Source organism: Exiguobacterium sp. CH10 (assembly GCF_018617635.1).
GTDB lineage: Bacteria > Bacillota > Bacilli > Exiguobacteriales > Exiguobacteriaceae > Exiguobacterium > Exiguobacterium aestuarii_A.
Genome location: NZ_JACSKO010000005.1, coordinates 24,850 through 43,619 on the forward strand (window position 1 = coordinate 24,850; position 18,770 = coordinate 43,619).

The window sequence follows — 18,770 nt, forward strand, 5'->3', positions numbered from 1 at the left end:
TCTATTTTTTCGTACAGATAGAATAATGAAGAAAACAGAAGAGAGGACAAGCGTCATGGAGATCGATAAAGTCTTACGCTTCGAACAGCGAAGTGAATTCCGAGAATCGCTACATGAACATGCAGGTGAAATACCCTATTGTTGGGTGATTCTCAGTCGCAAAAATAGTGGGGATGGACTACTCTATCTCGATGCTGTTGAAGAGGCGTTGTGCTTCGGATGGATTGATGGGATTGCAAAGAAGACAGCAGAGGGAAAATTCGCCCAACGTTTTTCACCCAGACGACAAAAGAGTAATTGGACGGAGCTAAACAAAGAGAGGGTAAGACGTTTGATAAGACTCGGACTTATGCAAGAACGAGGATTAAGCGTTCTTCCTGATATGCGCGTTACGTCGTTTGTCGTTGATTCAGAAATCATATTGCGATTACAGGAAGATCCTCAAGTGTATGCGAACTTCATGACTTTTCCCGAACTATATCGCCGTATTCGAATTGATACGATTCAAAGCGTTCGTCAAGATCGTGAGTTGTATACGAAACGTCTTAATAAATTGATCGAGAAGACGAGAGCAAATGAAATGTACGGACAATGGAATGACGATGGACGTTTGCTTCATGATTGAGTAGGGACATGAAGTGATCTAATTTATTGCGCGAATGATTCAAAATCGTCAATCTCTATGATGGATATACCCAAGGAATATGAAAATGTTGAAAATCGAAACTTCCTTCCCCTTTGTTCGTAATGAGTGAGAAAGGGGGAGATTTCGATGGTATCACTTTGCACGAATTGTCAGTATAAGTGGAAAGCGAAAGAGGTATGGTCACTCGGATTCTCAAAAGACGGAAAAGCGTGTCCGAACTGTGGATACACGCAATATATTTCTGGTGAAACGCAGCGTCTGTTTACATTAGGCTATTTAAGTCTTCTGTTTGTTCCATTTCTTTTATTTCGAATCCGACTAAGCGACGAGAATGATCCTTTTCCATAAATCGTTTGAATACGAAACCCGCGTCACGATATCGATCGTGACGCGTTTTTTGTGTCTTCTTTAAATCAAACATATCCTAATTTGCACAAATGTTCATTTAGGTGTACATTTGTGCAAAGGGGTGTGACTGAATGTCAGAAGAACTGAAAAGGCTTTACGAAGTAGCGCATTTGTATTACGAACAGAATCAAACACAACACCAGATTGCAGAGACACTCGATGTCAATCGAGCCACGGTTAGTCGCATGTTAAAACGCATTCGGGAATTAGGAATTGTGAAGTTCCAAATTGATTATGATCGCTTTCAATCAATTGACGTGGCAGTCCAACTGAAAGAGCGGTTTGGTCTAAAACATGTCATCCTTGTACCTGAAAAATCAGGACAACGCGAAGAGACGTTACAACGTATGGGGGAAGCGTGCGCAACATACGTCGAGTCGGTGGTGACCGATGACGATGTGATCGGCTTTTCTTGGGGAACAGCACTCGCAGCTGTCGTAGAAGCACTCACACCGAAAGAAGCGTATTCAACTATCCAATGTGTGCCACTCATCGGTGGGCCGGACGGAAAGCTCGAAAGTCGTTTTCATGCGAACACGTTAGCGTATGACGCCTCACGGAAATGGCGTGGACGTTCTAAACTTATTGACGTTCCTGCTATTTTACCGAATGCCGCCATCAAACAAGCATTGACGCAGTCAACACATGCTCAGGAAGTCGTGGAGCTGTGGGGGCGGATGAACATCGCCCTCTTTGGAATCGGTTCGGCCCAACTGAACCTGGAATCCAACTGGTTGGCTTTCTATGGCCAACCGTTTACCGAAGAAATGAACGAACTTCAAATCATCGGAGATCTTTGCTCGCACTTCTATAATCAAAATGGAGAGACCGTGACCACTTCGCTATCGGATCGAACAGTCCATATTGAGCATCAACAACTCGCAAAGGTGCCGCTTAAAATCGGGGTTGCCTATGGAAGTGAGAAAGTAGAGGCGATTCGAGTCGCCGCCGAGCATCGGTTGATTGATGTCATCGTGACAACTGATCGCACGGCCCAACAACTGTTACAGGGGGAATGAACAGATGGATGTAAAAGAGAAATGTGCGGAAGCCGCGCTCCCTTGGATTGAATCGGGGATGACAATTGGTCTTGGGGGTGGCAGTACGATTCAACACCTCATCAATATGATTCATGCGAATGAACTGGACGTGACAATCGTGACACCTTCTTTTGTCACACGACGCGCTTGTCTGGAAAAAGGGCTTCGGGTTGTCGAGACGGGGGATGTCTCGCTGATCGACCTTGCCTTTGACGGATGTGACCAAGTTGATACACGACACCACGCCTTGAAGAGTGGAGGCGGGATTCATACGGAAGAAAAACTCATCGCAACAATGGCGCAGCGGTATGTACTACTAGTGGATGATTCTAAATTTGTTGAACGATTGACGTTTGATCATCCGGTTGTCTTAGAGGTTCTTCCACAAGCATTCACTTATGTGAGCCAGAAAATTCAAGAGTTCTCTTGGGTGACATCTCTACAAGTTCGTCAAAGTTTGAACAGTGACGGGGCCTTGGTGACCGTGAACGGAAACCGATTACTCGACGTGGTCGTCCACCCGTCTGAAGACCCAATTGAGGTGCACCACCAGTTATCTCAAGTACGTGGCGTGGTTGATACGTCCTTGTTCACAGATGTCGTCACGCACGTCATCGTTGCATCGAATCACGATACAGTCGTCTATTCAACGGAAACGGGGGAAGTGAAATGAAGCGATGGGGAATCATTGGACCAGGTGCGATTGCGACAGAATTCGCTCAAGCACTCGCGCAATCAGATGGTATTGCCTACGGGGTATGGGGACGAGATGTAGAAAAAGCTGAACAATTTGCGCAAGAATATGGTGTGAGACATGTGTACCAAACGTTAGATGAGATGTTGTCTTCACCTGACATCGACATCGTCTACGTGGCGACACCTCATCACCTCCATTATTCGATGATGGAACAAGCCATCGCACATGGAAAGCATGTCCTTTGCGAAAAAGCCATCACACTAAACAGTGAAGAGCTCGAGAACATTCAACGTCTGGCTGATGATCAAGGGGTGATTGTGCTCGAAGCGATGACGATTTATCATATGCCGCTCTTTGAAGAGTTGAGACGGCGTGTTCAGGAAGGTGCAATCGGACGAGTCAATATGATTCATGTGACGTTCGGGAGTTATAAAGAAGATGATCCGTCTAACCGATTCTTCAATCCGGAATTGGCTGGGGGTGCGATGCTCGATATCGGGACATACGCCTTATCGTTCGCTCGAAATTTCTTGGACGAAGAAGTAGTGGAAGTGTTGACGACGATGAAGCCATACAAAACCGGGGTCGATGAACAATCAAGTATGATCCTTCGTACGAATTCTGATCAGATGGTGAACATTACCCTTGCGATGCGTACGAAGTTACCGAAACAAGGAGTAGTCGCGGGAGAAGACGGGTACATTACCGTCAATGCGTTTCCTCGTGCAACGGAGGCGACCATCACGTATACGAAAGATGGCTCGGTCGAGACCGTTCAGCTCGGGGAGACGGAGCAGGCATTACGCTATGAAATCGACGCGATGCATCGTGTCATTTCTGGTGAATCTGACGAGACGCGACTTTATTCACGGGATGTCATGACGTGGATGGATCGGATCCGTCAACAATGGAAGGGGAGTCATCATGAACAGAGGAATTGATCACATTGGAATGACAGTGCCTTCTATTGAGGAGGCAACTACTTTTTTGAAAGATGCGTTCCACGCTGAGATTTGCTACGACGTGCAACGTCCAGAAGATGAGCCGATGGAAGGGAAAGAAGCAGAGCAACAACTGGACTTACCAGACGGACAACAAATCATCCATATGCGGCTGCTTCAAATCAAATCAGGACCGTCTATCGAGTTGTTTCAAGTCGCACAAGTAAATGAAACCGAACCGACAGGGATCTCATCGTACGGTTTACATCATTTTGCGATTTATGTGGATGATATGCAAGAGGCGGCTCAGCGCTTTGAACGTGCGGGTGGACAGTTGTTATCGAAACCGCATCCGTTAGCCGGCGTCGAAGACAATGGAGATAACCGAGGTGTATACGGGAAGGCACCGTGGGGGTCGCTCATCGAGCTGATTGCCTATCCGGATGGAATTGATTACCCTGCGTCGAGTGAACAGGAGCGTTGGACACCGGCGGAACATAAATGAGTGTATATGAAAAGAATCGCCCGTTCTCAGGCGATTCTTTTTTAGTCCGTCTGTTTTCGGTTATACATCACGACGCTACCAACGAATGCGGCAAGCGCCCACGCCGTAAGCAAACCAAGCTCTAGCCCGACGGCACCGAAGTTCGCACCGTTTTCCACTTGATGGGCCACATCAATCAAGAGCACGTTCGGTAAATACTCGAGCACTCCGATGAAAGCGAAACGGTCCTCTAGTGGTAACAACATCGGTGAGAACGAGAAGAAAAAGAATGGAAGCATGACAATCAATGAAGCTTCCATGACCGTCTTCGTCATCAAGCCGAACATCGTTCCGATCCCGATATAAAAGAATGTCGAGACGATGAGCGCCAGGGCGATCACAGCCAGATTTTGCGGGGCATAGTCCATCAAAAATGCCGATCCGACAATGAGGATCATCGTTGTCACGAACGTGAGAGCACTCTTCCCAAGCAAGATGTCGAGCGTGCTCGCCGGGGATAACATGAGCCCACGGAGCGTGTTCTTCTCTTTCTCTTCGGCAATCAACGCACACTGTACAAAGATGGCGACGAGACTGAACGTGATGTTGATGACGAAGTACGTGATATCGACGCCGCCGTCACCGATTCGCGAATAAAAGACAGCGAAGAAGAGGGGCATGATCAAGGTCGACGAGACGAACAAGTTTCGAGACAGATCTTTATAGTCCTTTTGGAAAATAGCGAGTGCACGTTTCATTGAAAAAGTCATGATAATTTCCTCCCTGTCACTTCGATAAAGATATCGCCGAGTGTCGGCTCGTTTGAGTGGATCGACGCGATATTTTTAGCGCGCATCTGTTTATGGAGCCAGTCCGCGCCTTCGTCAGTTTGAGTTACTTCATGCGTCTGACCGTTATTCAATTCGACTCGCATCGATCCTGTCGCATATTTCCTACGCAATAAGTTCGGGGCATCGAGCAGTTGAATCGACCCTTGATGTAAGAAAGCGACACGGTCACATAGCTCTTCTGCTTCCTGCATATCGTGTGTCGTTAAAAAAATGGTCGTTCCGTTTGCCTTCAACCGTTCGATCCCTTTATAGATGTGTCGAGAGTTGACCGGATCGAGAGCCGATGTCGGTTCATCTAGAAACAGGAGCTCTGGCTCATGAAGAAGGGCGCGTGCGAGCGTCACCCGTTGCAGCATGCCTCTAGAGAGTTTGTCGATGCGCTTCTTCCTTTCGCCACTAAGGTTGACCATGTTCAATACCTCATCAATCCGAGTCTTCGGTTCATCATATAGATTGCAATATAAACTGAGATTTTCCTCAATCGAAAGTCGTGTGTATAGACCACTGTTATCCGTCAACACGCCAATACGTTTACGGTACTGTTCTTGTTTTAAGTCGGCAACCGGCACACCGAAGACAGTTGCATCCCCAGCCGTCTGTGCGAGCTGTGACGTCAAAATTTTAATCGTCGTCGTCTTTCCTGAACCACTCGGTCCTAAGAAGCCGAACACTTCTCCTTTTCCAACTGTGAACGTCACATCACGTAACGCTTCCTCGTTTCCAAACAATTTCTTCAACCCGTTCACTTGAATGATTGGTTCCATTCCCGTTCCTCCTTGTCGATGTCATCTTGCTTGCCTCTATCGTATAAGTAATAAAGGGGGACCGCATTCAAATGGCGATAAATGGCGCATATCAGGAGGTGAACGAAGAGAATGGAACTATGAATGGAGACTATTTGAGCCCCATCATCGTCTTTAGTTCTGCCATTTTTGTCTTAGATAACGGAATCGTCGTCTTCTCTGAATCATCCAAGACGAGACTGAAGCTGTTTTTCGTATAGGTGATGACTTCGCGGACACGTTGTAAGTTCACGAGATAGGACCGATGGCAGCGGAAGAAACCATACGGGGTCAACCGCGTCTCGAGTTCGTTCATCGTGAAGACGCTCGGGAACTGATCCGATTGACTATGTAAAATCGATTGACCGTCCTGGCTCTCGATGAAGTCGATTTCAGGAGGGTCAAGTAAGATGATTTTTTCGTTCACCTTCGTCGGGATCTTTTCGAAACGGACGTGGATGACCTCAGATGAGATTTCTGTTTCATCCGTTTCTTCCGGTTCCACATCTAACAGGCGCAAGTGACGGTGGTCGATCCGATAGACGATCGATGTCATGAAGAGTGCACTTTCCATGTTACTCGTCAACATAAGGACGGCTTTTTGTCTCGACGTCAATGTCTGTAGCGTATCGCGTAAAAGGTGTCGTGTCTCTTGGTCCACGTCTTGATCGGGTTCTTCAAACAAATACAGGTCACGGTCCTGGAGAAGCATCGCGGCGTACTGCGTGCGTCTGACAAGAGAGCGACTGAGACGATGGAGGCGCTTCTTTCGATATGTGTTGAGTTGGAGGCGCTCGATGACCGATTCGACCGAGTCGGATGAGTCATAAAGACGTTTAGTGAAGCGTAAATATTCTTCAACAGTGAGTCGGTCGTATAAGCCGTCCCGGACGGAGAAGAGGGAAAACGTTGAAGCGTGGTCGATGTTCCCGGTGTATGTCGAGATCTCCTGACTGATGAGACCGAAGATGATTTCCCGAGAAATGACGCCACAATGAATGGCGACCAACTCACCGGGTTGGATTGTAAATGAAATGTTTTCGAGAATGAGTGTGTCTTGTTGACGAACCGAGACACTTTGGAAAGTAAGCACCGAATCCCTCCCTTTTTATTGGAATTATACCATTATCTGATTTAGAACTTGCAAAGTAGCAAGTAATCATCTAAAAGGCATTGTATGATAAAATGGATATAATTTGAAATTATAAGAGGGTAGGTTTGTTGTATGGTTAACGTCATTCCATTCACATTCGAAGAAAGTATTCTACATAGTATTGATGATACAGAAACATATGTGAACTATCCGGTGATTTACATTTTGAACGGAGAGAAAGAAGCATACATTGGAGAAACGGTTCACTTTAAAAAGCGAATGAAGCAACATCTAAAGCTTAAACAAACAGAACGGAAACAGCTGAGTCAAATTCATCTCGTCGATCATCATAAGTTCAACCGTTCAGCAACATTCCATCTCGAAACAAAGCTCATCAATTATTTTTTAGGAGATGAGAAGTATACGCTTCAGAATAAAAGTAAAACTGCGAACGACTTCACGCACAATTACTACAATAAAACTTATTACGACAACGAATTGTTTCCCGAACTCTGGGATGAATTACATCGTAAGGGACTTGTTCAAAATGAGCTTCACGCCATTGAAAACAAGGATATCTTCAAGCTGTCTCCGTTTAAAGAATTATCTGTCAAACAGTTAGATTTAAAAGAGAAGGTACTCGACTTTTGTGAAACGCAAATGTCGAAAGTAGACCCAAATGAAACATACGGAGATCTATATGTGATTGAAGGAGAAGCAGGTGTAGGAAAAAGTGTTGTCTTGAGCTCAATCTTTAATACAATCCAAGCTCGAACAAAAGACACCAATTCAACACTTCATCAGACAAAAAATTATTTAGTCGTTAATCATGAAGAGATGTTGAAGACCTATAAAGGAATCGCAAAGCAAGTGAAACATCTTAAAGCAGGGGACTTCACAAAGCCGACGCCGTTATTGAATAAACTGAAAGATGAGAAAGTCGATATTGTATTTGTGGACGAAGCCCATTTGTTGCTGACGAAATCAGATGCCTATAACAACTTCCGGCAAGACAATCATCTCGAAGAGTTGCTGAAGAAAGCCAAAATTGTCATCGCTATTTTTGATCAACATCAAGTATTGAAACTGAAGAGTCACTGGAATTCGCTCAAGTTGGATGATTATAAAAAGAAAGCAAGGACAGTAGAGACTTACAAACTAACCAGTCAATTCCGAATGCAAGCGGATGAAGATATGATGAACTGGGTCAACGCATTTAAAGAAAAACGAATCAATCCGTTACCGAAATCGAAGCGATATGATTTACGAATATTTGAAACGTTAGAAGAGATGCACCGTACCATCATCGAGCAAGATCGAAGATACGGGTTGAGCCGTGTTGTTTCGACTTTTGACTTTTTACACAAAAAGGACGGAGACACCTATTATGTGTATGAGTCGAACGGAGATTATAAAATGCCATGGAATACGACCGGTGGAAAGACGACGTGGGCCGAAAAAGCAGAAACCATCGCCGAGGCCGGTTCCATCTACACGATTCAAGGATTCGATTTGAATTATGTAGGTGTCGTTTTAGGTCCATCCGTATCTTATGACGAGGAGCAGGAGTGTCTGGTGATTGATCCGAATTTATATAAAGACACAGGCGCATATGCTGGAGTCGAAGGAATTGAGAACGTCGATTCGGCAAAAGAACAGATCGTCTTGAACTCGATTAACATATTGATGAAGCGTGGCGTCAAAGGACTCTATCTATATGCGTCCGATGAATCGCTACGACGAAAATTATTGAAGCTACAAAGAGAGAGGGTATAAACATGAACGAAGTACAACGATTAATGGACGAGGTTATTAAGTTCCGAGATGAGCGCGATTGGGCGTTTCACCATAACCCGAAAGACTTGGCACTTTCCTTGTCGCTCGAGGCGAGTGAGTTACTTGAAGTATTCCAGTGGATCTCGAGTGAAGAAGCGCTTGAGACGAAAAAGACGGAGATGGAAGAGGAGCTTGCCGATGTGTTGATCTATGCGCTGACGTTCGCGCATGCTGCTAACATCAATGTATCGAAAGCGATTGAAGACAAGCTCGTGAAAAATGCAGTGAAGTATCCGATTTTGAGTGGGAATGATTCACGATGAAGTCGAACCATCGATTACTATTCGTCATGTATCTCGGAGCAGGTATATTGAATTTGGCTCTCTTTCTTGCGATCCCCTTATTCCACATAGAACGTGCAAACTGGATGAACGTCATGTTCCCACTATTAACAATCATTTGGTTTGCGAATGCGTTTGTGCATTGGAGACGGATGAAGCAGAATAAAGCTTAATAAAATCGATTGTAGCCATAGAAAATCAATTGAGTGAAAAGGAGATAACGATGTCACACGAGGAACGTCTAGATAAGTTAAGTCGAAGCCATGTTCATGCCATTCATTTGAGTTTCATTTTTTCCGTGATTTTTATTATGAGTGGATTGCTGGTTTGGTGGTTAGGGTGGCTCACCGCTATTCAAGCATTGTTTGGAAGTGTATTGCTCGCTCCGCTCCTTTTGATGCTTCCGATGTGGAAACGCACACAGACGTTGCTACGTTTCAATGAGGACGTTGCATATCGTCATACCGTGTGGCTTGAGTTGATTTGCGCGCTGATTGTCGTGCTTTTAAATATTGGGATTGCGATTGCAATCATTGTTACCGAAATATATAGCTTCACGATTATTTCGTTCTTATTGATGTTCGTTGTGTCGATGATATCCAGACATGTTGATCAGCGGATGAAGCAACATGACCCGGAACATGTGACCTATTCAGATATGGCTCGATATAAGACGAAACGCAGTTGACCTGAGTCAGCTGCGTTTTGTGTTCGAGTCCAATTGTTGTTCAATTCGATCGAGACGTTCAATTAACACTCGAAACTGTTCAGTGTTTTGACGCTCCAATTCAAGTTTTCTGCTGCGCGTTTTTCAAATCGATTGACCACTTTGACAAGCCATACAATTCCGAAGACAATGGCGATGATGGGTAAGAAAAACGCAAGACTTGCAAATAATGAACTGATGATGATATTCACGAGAACTTCCTCCTTTACCTGTACACTCCATTATACTTCCAAATACATCCATCGTGACAGGGGCGACAGTAGCATTTTATATCAGACATTCGGTAGGTTAAGCATATAGAAAAGAGGTCTTGATCAGAATGAATTCAACAAATCGACAGCGTTCTTTGAAGTGTCCGACTAGACTTGGAACAGACGAGGAAGGTTACGTCATCAACCAAACGTCCATCAAACATATTCAGCCTGAGTTTGAAACAATTCTCTTCAAATCAATTGAATTGGTGAAAGAAGCATTCGATGAACAGCTACATAGCATATACCTATATGGAAGCATCGGTCGCGGGACGGCTGTTGCTGGTGAATCTGATCTCGATTTGACGGTGCTTGTGCATGAGGATATCGATGCGACGGAATTGGTGGAGCAGACGGAGCAATTACTAACGGAATATCCAGAAGTCATCAAAATCGACTACGATATCGGTCGCCTGGATGTGGCACTGGATCCGGCGAACCGTTTTGAATGGGGCTTTTGGCTAAGGCATCTCTGTACGTGTGTTTACGGGGAAGATGTTTCGACTCAATTCCCACTCATGAAGCCGGACGCTCGTGTGAGTGAGGCGTTGAACCAAGATTTAGTTTCCACCATTGAAACAGCTAAGTCCAAATTGCTTCGTGGACAGATGTCTCATCTAGAGAAGCGTTCCATCGTAAAGCGAGTCATTAGAGGTTGGTATTTGACGATTAACGTGAAGGATGAGAGTTTCGCAACGACTGTAGAAGCGTGCTTAGAGATTCTAAAACTCTATTTCCCGGGAGAACAGCGTGTAGAGCAAGGGGAAACGTTGTTAAGGCAAGACGACATTACAAATCAACAGCTTCTAGACTATTTGAATGAAATAGATTGGATGTGAGTACGATGAAACAACAAATCGCCATCATCGGAGCTGGTGTCAGCGGGCTCTATGCAGCACTCCAACTTCAACAAAAAGGATATGACGTTACGGTCTTTGAAGCACGTGACCGAGTCGGAGGACGTATCTTCACGAAGGATGGCTATGACCTCGGACCGACATGGTATTGGCCGGATACGGAGAAGACGATCTCGGAACTCGTGGATACACTCGGACTCGAGTCTTTCCTTCAACATACGACAGGGGAGATGGTGCTCGAACGCCAGACGACGACTGCCCCGGAACGACATGTGTTGCCGGAGGAAAGCATCGTCCAATCGAAACGTGTAGTCGGCGGAATGACGAGTTTAGTGGAAGCCCTGTACGCGAAGTTGCCCGATGACATCGTTCGGATTGGGCATCGCCTCACGTCCATCGACCGACAGTCAGACCGAGTTCAATTGACGTTCCAAAATGGGTCGGTGCATCACACGGATGACGTGATTCTCGCACTTCCTCCACGCCTTGTCGCCAATCTGACAATCGAGCCTGAATTGTTAGCATCGACACGGAATGCGCTCAAGACGACACCGACGTGGATGGCATCCCAGGCGAAGGCGCTCATCGTATACGAGACACCGTTCTGGCGAGAAGAAGGTTTGTCTGGCTTTGGGATGAGTTGGGTCGGTCCACTCCAAGAGATTCATGACGCCTCGCCGATAGATGGTCAAGGTGCGCTATTCGGATTTTTCCGTCTGTCACCGGGAGAACGGGAAGCGTTGGGAGAAGGGCAAGTGAAGACGCGTGTCATTGAGCAACTGGAGAAGTTATACGGTCCGAAAGCGAATGACTTCTTGCGATTTCACTACATGGACTGGTCGACAGAATCTGAGACGGCGACATCTGACGACCTCATGCCGCTCACAGCATTCCCGGCTTATGGTCCAATCGAACTCGGAGACCGTCTCCATCTAATCGGTTCTGAGATGGATGCGCAGTTTGGGGGACATATCGAAGGGGCGTTACGTTCGGCGGAGCGGATGGTAACACAATTCAACATAGAGGATTGATCGAGCCTGTCACCGTGTGTGATGGGCTTGTTTCATATATCGAAACTTTTTTGGGTATCTTTGAAGTAACAATACATTCTGCTTATGATAAGCGACATGAGGTGATTCAACATGGAAGCATACATGGTGACCACACTGCAAAAAGGACTACATTTGATTGATTTGATTCGGGTGAATGAATCGATGACACTGACCGAGCTGATGCGAGCATCCGGTTACAACAAGACGACGACGTTCCGTCTCCTGTACACGCTCGAGCAGTTGAACTATGTGGAGAAGACGGAAGACGGCTATCGCCTTGGTGACAAGCTCGAATCGGTCGAAGCACCGATTGATACGGTGACGAACTGGTATACCGTGCCACCGCTCCAACAGTTGAGTGAAGAAACTGGCGAAACGGTATATGTCGCCATCCTGCATGGCACAAACGTCGTCAATACACAGGTCGTGGATGGAACGCATTCGATTCGAAGTCACACGGAAGTCGGAGAACGTTCGCCGGCGCATCAAAGCGCGCTTGGGAAAGCAATTCTCGCTTTTTTGGACGAGTCGTCGTTACAGCGTGTCATGACGGAACTCGAACTCGTTCAAAAGACGGCGCACACGTTCGTCGATCGTCAGTTGTTGACCTATCATCTTCATGCCATCCATGAACAAGGGTACGCAGTTGATGACGAAGAAGCCGAAATCGGACTGCGTTGTATCGCGGTCCCGATTATGCGTGACGGTCATGTCATCGCCGCACTCGCCATCTCGGGTCCGAGTTCACGGTTGACGAAAAAGCGTGACCGTCAGCTCAGTAAAGTCCTTCAGCAGTATAGTCAAGCCATCACCTCCTTCATTCAATAATTCAGGAGGAATTCATTATGACGAAACAGATGTACCGCGCCTTGTTCGCGTTGGCCATCAGTGCCTTCGCCATTGGGACGACCGAGTTTGTCATCGTCGGTCTGCTCGAGACGGTCGCGGATGATTTAGCCATCTCGTTGACAACGGCTGGAAGTCTCGTCTCCAGTTACGCACTCGCGTTGGCCATCGGGACACCGATTTTAGCGGTCGTCTTCAGCGGGATGAACAAAAAACGCTTGCTCGTTTGGTTAATGGTCGTGTTCACGATTGGGAATGCCCTTGGGGTCATCGCACCAACCTATGAATGGTTGATGGTGTCTCGTGTCGTGACTGCTGTCGCACACGGATTATTCTTCGCCATGGCGACGATTGTGGCGACACGAATCGTTCCACCCACGAAGCAAGGGACTGCCGTCTCCATCATGTTCACAGGTCTCACGGTCGCAACGATTTTAGGCGTTCCGCTCGGGACTTGGGTCGGTCAGTCGTTCGGTTGGCGCACCACGTTCGGTGTCGTCGCTGCGCTCGGTGTGATTGGATTAATTGCGATTCTCACATCGGTGCAACAAGACAAACAGCAGACCGAAGAAAAGACAACCCTTCGTGATATCGGAGCGCTTGTGAAGAATCCTCATATACTAGGAGCACTCACGATGACAATCCTCGGGTTCGGGGCGACGTTCGTCCTGTTCACGTATATGGCACCGATCTTATCGGGTGTCAGTGGGTATGCGAGCTCGAGCATCACCTGGATTCTGTTACTATACGGCGTGTTTGTCGCTATCGGGAATATCATCGGAGGACGAATCGCAGACAAGGAGCCGCTCAAAGGCTTACGTTTCGTCTTTCTTGCTCAAGCAGTCATTTTAGCGCTGCAATACGTCCTATTACCGGAGAAATTCTTGGCGCTTGTCGCCATTTCACTTCTCGGACTCGTAGCGTTCATGATGTCAGCCGGTGTACAGACACACATCGTTCAGCTCGCGGAACGATACGTCCCGTCGGCGAAAGGAATGGCATCGGCATTAAACATTTCGGCATTCAATATTGGGATCGCACTCGGTTCGACGCTCGGTAGTGTCGTCCTCGCCGTCTCAGACGTATTGAATACCGCCTTTGTCGGAGCAGTGATGGCGTTACTCGCGTCACTTCTTACGATGGTCAGTTACAACAAACAAAAGGAGAGATTATGATGAATACAACACAACTTCAAGCACAAGAGGAACAAATGACACTTTCGACGTTCGGTCATGAAGAGGCACTTCAACTCGGTCAGACGATCATCGACTTGGCGAAAGAAGACGGGGTGAACGTCGCCGTTCATATTGAAAAGAACCGTATCCCGGTCTTCACGCATTTGATGGAAGGAACGACAGAAGAGAATTACATGTGGTTGTTCCGGAAGAAACGGGTGACGGACCACTATCAACGTAGCTCGCACTTCATTGCGAAGCGTTTTGAGGAGTCGGGTCTTTCACACGATACAAATTCACTGTTACCAGCGAACGACTATCAGGCCATCGGCGGAACGCTTCCGATCCGCGTGAACGGTGCCGGGATGATTGGTACGGTGACGGTCGCAGGCTTAACACCAGAGCTCGATCATGAGTATGCGGTCAGAGGACTTGAGCGATATAAAAATAAAATGAACTAAAAGAAAGGGATTTCCGATGTGGAAATCCCTTTCTTCATTTGAACTTTTGAATCATCAACGTGAGCGAGCGGTTGATCATCTTCATCTCGTCATCCTCGAGGACGGAGAACATCTCTTCAGCGAGGCGTTCTTCAATCTCATCGATTTGTTTCGAGTACGCCAGACCGTTCGGGCCAAGTCGGATGAAGCTTTCCCGAAGGTTCTCAGGATTTTTTTCCCGAACGACGAAGTCGCGTTGTTCGAGCACTTTGATCACCTGACTGACGGCACTTTTGGAGATGGACATCTTCGTCGCGATCTCTGTCGTCGTCCACGTCTCTTGGCGTTTGAAGAGAAGCAGCATTTGTTCTTGTTGATAACTCAACTCGAACTCGTTCAATTCCGTGAAATATTTCGTGAACAGCAAGTTGAGCTCATCGATTTGGCGGTACATCGTGAGGACTTGTTGTTTTCGTGTTTCATTCAACGTGTCATTCATCCTTTCTTTACGGTGTTCGTCGGAACGTTTCGCTCCGTAGATACAAGAGGACACCACACACTAGTCCGATTATACAAAACGCCAATAAGAGCGTTTGAATCGGGACGGACAAGGCGACAAGAACCGATAAGATGGCGAACGCAATCGGTTCAAGGCCCGAGGCGGCGAGTGACATGATACTCATGACGCGTCCAATTTTGTCAGAGTCGCTTTGTTCCTGCATGATGGTGACGGTCGGCAAGTACACGAGCATGATCATAAATCCGCTCATGGAAGCCGCAACGGCAAGCAGCGGAATCGATTGAACCTGCGTGTAGAGGAAGAAGGCGCCGAGCGTCAGGAACAGTGCTCGGAAGACGAAACGTCCACGATGAACGGACCGCAATAATAGAATCAAGAAACTTGCGACGAACGTCCCGACTGCGAGCCCACCTTCGATGATACTTAAATCAAAAGCCGTCCCTCCGACCGCACCGACGAGAATCGGGATACTCATGATGAGTGGTCCCATGACGAACAAGTTGACGATGGCGATCGCGAACGTTCCACTTCGTAAAACAGGCGTCTTCGATACGTAACGAATGCCTTCTTTCAAATCAACGAGCACATCTTTTGGGGAGAGCGGAGCGACCTCGGGAATGTGATCTTGAATCAGCCGAGGCATGATCAAAATCGCAGAGAGGAAGATCAAGGCAGCCGCTGTGCCGAAACTGAGACCAAAACTTCCCCACGTGAGTAGGATCCCTGCAAGGAACGGACCGATGACGAACATCAACTCGAGCGACCCTTGGAAGAGGGAGTTCGCGCGTTGCAACTGTTGACCTGATACGATTGAAGGCATGAGTGATGACAGTGCCGGGTAAGACATGCCGTCTAAAAGACCAAACAATATGGAGATGACCAAAAGTGCTGCCACCGAATATGCATCAGCGAAATGGAGCGAGACGACAATTAACATCAACACGCCTTGCCCGATATTCGTTAAACATAACAAGCGACTCTTTTGGAACCGGTCGGCGAACACACCGCCGAACACCATCATGATCACGCGAGGTAACGAAACCGCGGTCAAAATGATTCCGAGTAGCGTCGGTTGTTTCAACACATCAATGGTTAACCACGAGACGCTCAAGAAGAAAATTGAAAACCCGAGCGTGAGCGTCATCCCGGATAACCAGGTAAACACAAATCGGGAATTGCTTAATAAGCTCATGTTGATAACCTCTTACTTTCATTCTTTAAGATATAGTTAAGTTAACTAAACTATAAGCTGAGATAGTCATATCGTCAAGAAACATGACTTTGGTACGAAAATGTAAAATAACGGAACTTTTCTCATGCGCATCCCGTATAGTGAAATAAGAGGTGAATGAGATGAACAAGCAAGAACGACTACATACAATCAAACAATCAAATCGAAAGCGACTCCTGCAACGCTTACTCTTAGCGATTCCGGCAGGTCTTGCGGTTTACTTCCTCATGCGAACGGACGGGAACATTTGGATTGGGTTCACAATCATCGGTGGGGTGTTACTTGCGACGCGTTACTTCTTTTCGAATGAAGCAGAGGCAATTAGTCAATTGTCGGAGCAAGAACAGGTGAAACGTGTCGTGACACTGCAGTATCATCTGGACTTCCTCTTTATCGCATTGCTCGGACTGGTGAATCCGTTGGCCATTCGAATCATAGAGTGGTCTTGGATTCCTGCAGTTCTTATCGGTGGGGCATTGCTTTATATCTTATGGGCTCAAGAGAAACTCGATCAACAAATCCGCTGGCTCGACCCGGAACAACCGACACGTCGTGAGATTCGACGATTCTGAAAGGATGAATGAAATGAATAAACAAGAACGAATCAATACCATTTATCGTTATCAACAACGTTGGCTTGTGTTGCGCTCAATCTTAGCAGTTTTGACGGGAGCACTTGTCGTTCTCACACTTCAGTCTAACGGAGAATCGATATATACCATCCCGTTGGCGCTCGTACTGATAATTATGCTTTACGTCATCGGACGAGAGCGTCGCTTCGTCAGAAAGTTGACGGATGTGAAACAAGCCAAACGGATCATCGATTGGCAGTATGTATCGGAAATGGGGCTCCTCGTCCTATTAGCCATCCTCTTCCCGTTAATCGTTCTGATCGGTTGGCCGGGGTGGTCGCTCTTCATTGTCTTCTTAAGTGGAGTCACCTTATTACATTTCGTACAAAAGATGCTCGACAGACAGATTTCCGAGTATGATGCGGATCAACCGATGCGCCGCGAAATCAAACTCGACTTCGTGAAAGATTGAGGTGACAGCGTGGACAAGGCGGAACGACTTCAACGAATTGAGCAGTTTGAGAAGCGCTTCAATCGTCTGAATATAATGGCAAGCGCGGCCATGTTTGGCGTATCGATTTATTTTCTGTCGACATGGAGTCCGTATAGCATTCTCCTACCAGGTGTCGCACTTCTTTATGCGACATGGCTTGAATGGAAGAAGATGAGATTACAGCAATCCTTCAACGAATCGACACGCTATCATCGTCTGTTACGAATGGATTTTACTGTTATGTTAATCAGTCTGATGTGGTTCGTGATTTTGATTGCGATGCATTTCAACGGGATCGATCTCTTACCGTGGATGAGTTGGACGCTCCTCATCGGCGGACCGTGTCTCATATTGATTCCACGCTGGATTGACCGAAAGCAGTCCGCGTTTGATGAGCACCACGTCACATCTGGCGAATGGACCCGGGCAAACCGTGAGCGTTTGAAACATACGTTAGATGATATTTCAAGGAAAGGTCGTAAAGAGTCATGACGAAACAAGAACGAATTCAATATATCGGGGCATATCGGAAAATGTATCAAAATACGAGCATCTGGCTTACAGCAGCTCTCATTGTCTGTAACAGTTTCGTGCTCGGTTTTGACACATGGTGGATATGGGGAATCGGGTCGATGCTAGCAGCGACTGGACTCATGTATCTCACACGTCAAGAAAGTAAACAGTTGCAAACCATGACGTCCGAAAAAGCCCAGTCGCTCACGAAGCGCTTGTACCGCCTCTATTCTTACTGGATTGGAGCAATCACAGGAATGGTCCTTCTCAGTCGCCTTGAGGTTTCGTCAATCGGTCTAGGCTTCATCGTCCTGGGCATCATTGGTCTAGGGATCGTCCTGCTAGCATGGACCCACTATCAGACCGTCCGGCAATTACGACAAGCCGACCCGGACCAACCGACACGGGATGAGGTGACGAAGCACTATCGATCTTACGAAGGGAGTACATATGCTGACGAAAGAAAAGCGAATTGAACAGTTGCTCAAACAAGATGACAGTCATTGGCGTTGGCGGTGGGGCGTTGCCATCGCGACCGTCGTGATGACATTCCTCATCGCTGCGCAGTACAGACTGTACGCCCCGCTCATCGTCTTCATCAGTTTTTTTCCGTATCTCTGTCTCGAGTGGCGGAAGACAAAACTTCTTCTTACCTTTAACGAGGATGCCCGTTATCAACGTCTGGTGTATACAGACTTTGGAATCCAGTGGCTCTGCTTCGTCTCGACCATCTGCCTACTAGCCGCCTATTATGCCGATTCGTTGTCGCCCGTCGTTGCTATTTCCGGGTTATTCGGGATCGGTGGGCTGTCGATTCTGGCACCATACATCATCAATCAAAAGCTTCACAAGTTAGATGTGCATCACGTACTTGGGAAAGAATTGCGTGAAGCACGCGATCAGCGTTTCCATGAGTCCAAAACGAACACCTGAAAAGGGTTCGTTTTTTTATTTGAGGACATCGGTCCTTTTCTTCTTGGGTGCCGAGGCGTAAGCTGACAATGTATAGAGAACTAGTAGAAGAATCGAGGAAG

General features: G+C 46.9%; 26 protein-coding genes. 20 read left to right on the forward strand and 6 right to left on the reverse strand.

Annotated features, from left to right (window positions below; all coding sequences use genetic code 11):
• Positions 1-55 precede the first annotated feature (55 nt).
• From KNP04_RS13450 to KNP04_RS13475, 6 genes are all read left to right on the forward strand, one after another.
• On the forward strand, positions 56-625 hold the full coding sequence (locus KNP04_RS13450) for a YdeI/OmpD-associated family protein (protein ID WP_214876728.1): 570 nt from the start codon (positions 56-58) through the stop codon (positions 623-625).
• 147 nt (positions 626-772) lie between these two features.
• The gene (locus KNP04_RS13455) at positions 773-994 is read left to right on the forward strand and encodes a hypothetical protein (RefSeq protein ID WP_214876730.1); all 222 of its coding nucleotides are present in this window, start codon (positions 773-775) and stop codon (positions 992-994) included.
• 131 nt (positions 995-1,125) lie between these two features.
• Complete coding sequence (locus KNP04_RS13460; protein WP_214876732.1) at positions 1,126-2,073, forward strand: sugar-binding transcriptional regulator; 948 nt, start codon at positions 1,126-1,128, stop codon at positions 2,071-2,073.
• 4 nt (positions 2,074-2,077) lie between these two features.
• Positions 2,078-2,767 (forward strand): ribose 5-phosphate isomerase A, encoded by a 690-nt coding sequence (rpiA, locus tag KNP04_RS13465; RefSeq protein ID WP_214876734.1) that lies wholly within the window; start codon positions 2,078-2,080, stop codon positions 2,765-2,767.
• Positions 2,764-3,732: a Gfo/Idh/MocA family protein gene (locus KNP04_RS13470; protein WP_214876736.1), complete on the forward strand. Its 969-nt coding sequence runs from the start codon at positions 2,764-2,766 to the stop codon at positions 3,730-3,732. The genes rpiA and KNP04_RS13470 overlap by 4 nt, the downstream gene beginning before the upstream one ends.
• Positions 3,716-4,237: a VOC family protein gene (locus tag KNP04_RS13475; protein WP_214876738.1), complete on the forward strand. Its 522-nt coding sequence runs from the start codon at positions 3,716-3,718 to the stop codon at positions 4,235-4,237. Before KNP04_RS13470 ends, KNP04_RS13475 begins: the two co-directional genes overlap by 17 nt.
• A gap of 41 nt (positions 4,238-4,278) precedes the next feature.
• Here the strand turns inward: KNP04_RS13475 and KNP04_RS13480 are convergent, their stop codons facing one another.
• The 3 genes from KNP04_RS13480 to KNP04_RS15515 all read right to left on the reverse strand — a co-directional run bounded on the left by KNP04_RS13480 (position 4,279) and on the right by KNP04_RS15515 (position 6,942).
• Entirely contained in the window at positions 4,279-4,986 is a 708-nt protein-coding gene (locus KNP04_RS13480; RefSeq protein ID WP_214876740.1) for an ABC transporter permease, read from the reverse strand.
• On the reverse strand, positions 4,983-5,831 hold the full coding sequence (locus KNP04_RS13485) for an ABC transporter ATP-binding protein (protein WP_214876742.1): 849 nt from the start codon (positions 5,829-5,831) through the stop codon (positions 4,983-4,985). The genes KNP04_RS13480 and KNP04_RS13485 overlap by 4 nt, the downstream gene beginning before the upstream one ends.
• Before the next feature lie 130 nt (positions 5,832-5,961).
• Complete coding sequence (locus tag KNP04_RS15515) at positions 5,962-6,942, reverse strand: LytTR family transcriptional regulator DNA-binding domain-containing protein (RefSeq protein ID WP_214876744.1); 981 nt, start codon at positions 6,940-6,942, stop codon at positions 5,962-5,964.
• A 132-nt stretch (positions 6,943-7,074) separates the two neighbouring features.
• On the opposite strand from KNP04_RS15515, the gene KNP04_RS13495 reads away from it, so the two are divergent.
• From KNP04_RS13495 to KNP04_RS13510, 4 genes are all read left to right on the forward strand, one after another.
• Entirely contained in the window at positions 7,075-8,718 is a 1,644-nt protein-coding gene (locus tag KNP04_RS13495) for a DUF2075 domain-containing protein (RefSeq protein WP_214876746.1), read from the forward strand.
• 2 nt (positions 8,719-8,720) lie between these two features.
• Positions 8,721-9,041: a nucleotide pyrophosphohydrolase gene (locus KNP04_RS13500; RefSeq protein ID WP_214876748.1), complete on the forward strand. Its 321-nt coding sequence runs from the start codon at positions 8,721-8,723 to the stop codon at positions 9,039-9,041.
• Positions 9,038-9,232, forward strand: a complete 195-nt coding sequence (locus KNP04_RS13505; protein ID WP_214876750.1) for a hypothetical protein — start codon at positions 9,038-9,040, stop codon at positions 9,230-9,232. The genes KNP04_RS13500 and KNP04_RS13505 overlap by 4 nt, the downstream gene beginning before the upstream one ends.
• 107 nt (positions 9,233-9,339) lie before the next feature.
• Positions 9,340-9,747 (forward strand): hypothetical protein, encoded by a 408-nt coding sequence (locus KNP04_RS13510; protein ID WP_214876752.1) that lies wholly within the window; start codon positions 9,340-9,342, stop codon positions 9,745-9,747.
• Between the two features lie 62 nt (positions 9,748-9,809).
• Here the strand turns inward: KNP04_RS13510 and KNP04_RS13515 are convergent, their stop codons facing one another.
• Positions 9,810-9,977: a hypothetical protein gene (locus KNP04_RS13515; protein WP_214876754.1), complete on the reverse strand. Its 168-nt coding sequence runs from the start codon at positions 9,975-9,977 to the stop codon at positions 9,810-9,812.
• A gap of 128 nt (positions 9,978-10,105) precedes the next feature.
• Between KNP04_RS13515 and KNP04_RS13520 the strand changes: the two genes are divergently transcribed.
• The 5 genes from KNP04_RS13520 to KNP04_RS13540 all read left to right on the forward strand — a co-directional run bounded on the left by KNP04_RS13520 (position 10,106) and on the right by KNP04_RS13540 (position 14,428).
• The gene (locus KNP04_RS13520; RefSeq protein WP_251129979.1) at positions 10,106-10,876 is read left to right on the forward strand and encodes a nucleotidyltransferase domain-containing protein; all 771 of its coding nucleotides are present in this window, start codon (positions 10,106-10,108) and stop codon (positions 10,874-10,876) included.
• A 5-nt stretch (positions 10,877-10,881) separates the two neighbouring features.
• Positions 10,882-11,925 carry a flavin monoamine oxidase family protein gene (locus tag KNP04_RS13525; protein ID WP_214876756.1) on the forward strand — a complete coding sequence of 348 codons (1,044 nt, stop codon included), beginning with the start codon at positions 10,882-10,884 and terminating at the stop codon, positions 11,923-11,925.
• Between the two features lie 111 nt (positions 11,926-12,036).
• Positions 12,037-12,774 carry an IclR family transcriptional regulator gene (locus KNP04_RS13530; protein WP_214876758.1) on the forward strand — a complete coding sequence of 246 codons (738 nt, stop codon included), beginning with the start codon at positions 12,037-12,039 and terminating at the stop codon, positions 12,772-12,774.
• Between the two features lie 17 nt (positions 12,775-12,791).
• Positions 12,792-13,967, forward strand: a complete 1,176-nt coding sequence (locus KNP04_RS13535; RefSeq protein ID WP_214876760.1) for an MFS transporter — start codon at positions 12,792-12,794, stop codon at positions 13,965-13,967.
• Positions 13,967-14,428, forward strand: coding sequence for a heme-binding protein (locus tag KNP04_RS13540; RefSeq protein WP_214876762.1), 462 nt, complete (start codon positions 13,967-13,969; stop codon positions 14,426-14,428). Before KNP04_RS13535 ends, KNP04_RS13540 begins: the two co-directional genes overlap by 1 nt.
• Before the next feature lie 34 nt (positions 14,429-14,462).
• Here KNP04_RS13540 and KNP04_RS13545 read toward each other — a convergent pair whose 3' ends face one another.
• Positions 14,463-14,894: a MarR family winged helix-turn-helix transcriptional regulator gene (locus KNP04_RS13545; RefSeq protein ID WP_214876764.1), complete on the reverse strand. Its 432-nt coding sequence runs from the start codon at positions 14,892-14,894 to the stop codon at positions 14,463-14,465.
• 19 nt (positions 14,895-14,913) lie between these two features.
• Entirely contained in the window at positions 14,914-16,119 is a 1,206-nt protein-coding gene (locus KNP04_RS13550) for an MFS transporter (protein WP_214876766.1), read from the reverse strand.
• Positions 16,120-16,280: 161 nt separating this feature from the next.
• On the opposite strand from KNP04_RS13550, the gene KNP04_RS13555 reads away from it, so the two are divergent.
• Genes KNP04_RS13555 through KNP04_RS13575 form a run of 5 tightly spaced genes read left to right on the forward strand, consistent with a single transcriptional unit; the run spans position 16,281 to position 18,669 of the window.
• The gene (locus KNP04_RS13555; RefSeq protein WP_214876768.1) at positions 16,281-16,730 is read left to right on the forward strand and encodes a hypothetical protein; all 450 of its coding nucleotides are present in this window, start codon (positions 16,281-16,283) and stop codon (positions 16,728-16,730) included.
• Positions 16,731-16,743: 13 nt separating this feature from the next.
• Positions 16,744-17,202, forward strand: a complete 459-nt coding sequence (locus KNP04_RS13560) for a hypothetical protein (RefSeq protein WP_214876770.1) — start codon at positions 16,744-16,746, stop codon at positions 17,200-17,202.
• 9 nt (positions 17,203-17,211) lie between these two features.
• Positions 17,212-17,715 (forward strand): hypothetical protein, encoded by a 504-nt coding sequence (locus KNP04_RS13565; RefSeq protein ID WP_214876772.1) that lies wholly within the window; start codon positions 17,212-17,214, stop codon positions 17,713-17,715.
• On the forward strand, positions 17,712-18,212 hold the full coding sequence (locus KNP04_RS13570; protein ID WP_214876774.1) for a hypothetical protein: 501 nt from the start codon (positions 17,712-17,714) through the stop codon (positions 18,210-18,212). The genes KNP04_RS13565 and KNP04_RS13570 overlap by 4 nt, the downstream gene beginning before the upstream one ends.
• On the forward strand, positions 18,187-18,669 hold the full coding sequence (locus KNP04_RS13575) for a hypothetical protein (RefSeq protein WP_214876777.1): 483 nt from the start codon (positions 18,187-18,189) through the stop codon (positions 18,667-18,669). The genes KNP04_RS13570 and KNP04_RS13575 overlap by 26 nt, the downstream gene beginning before the upstream one ends.
• The last annotated feature ends 101 nt before the right edge of the window (positions 18,670-18,770 follow it).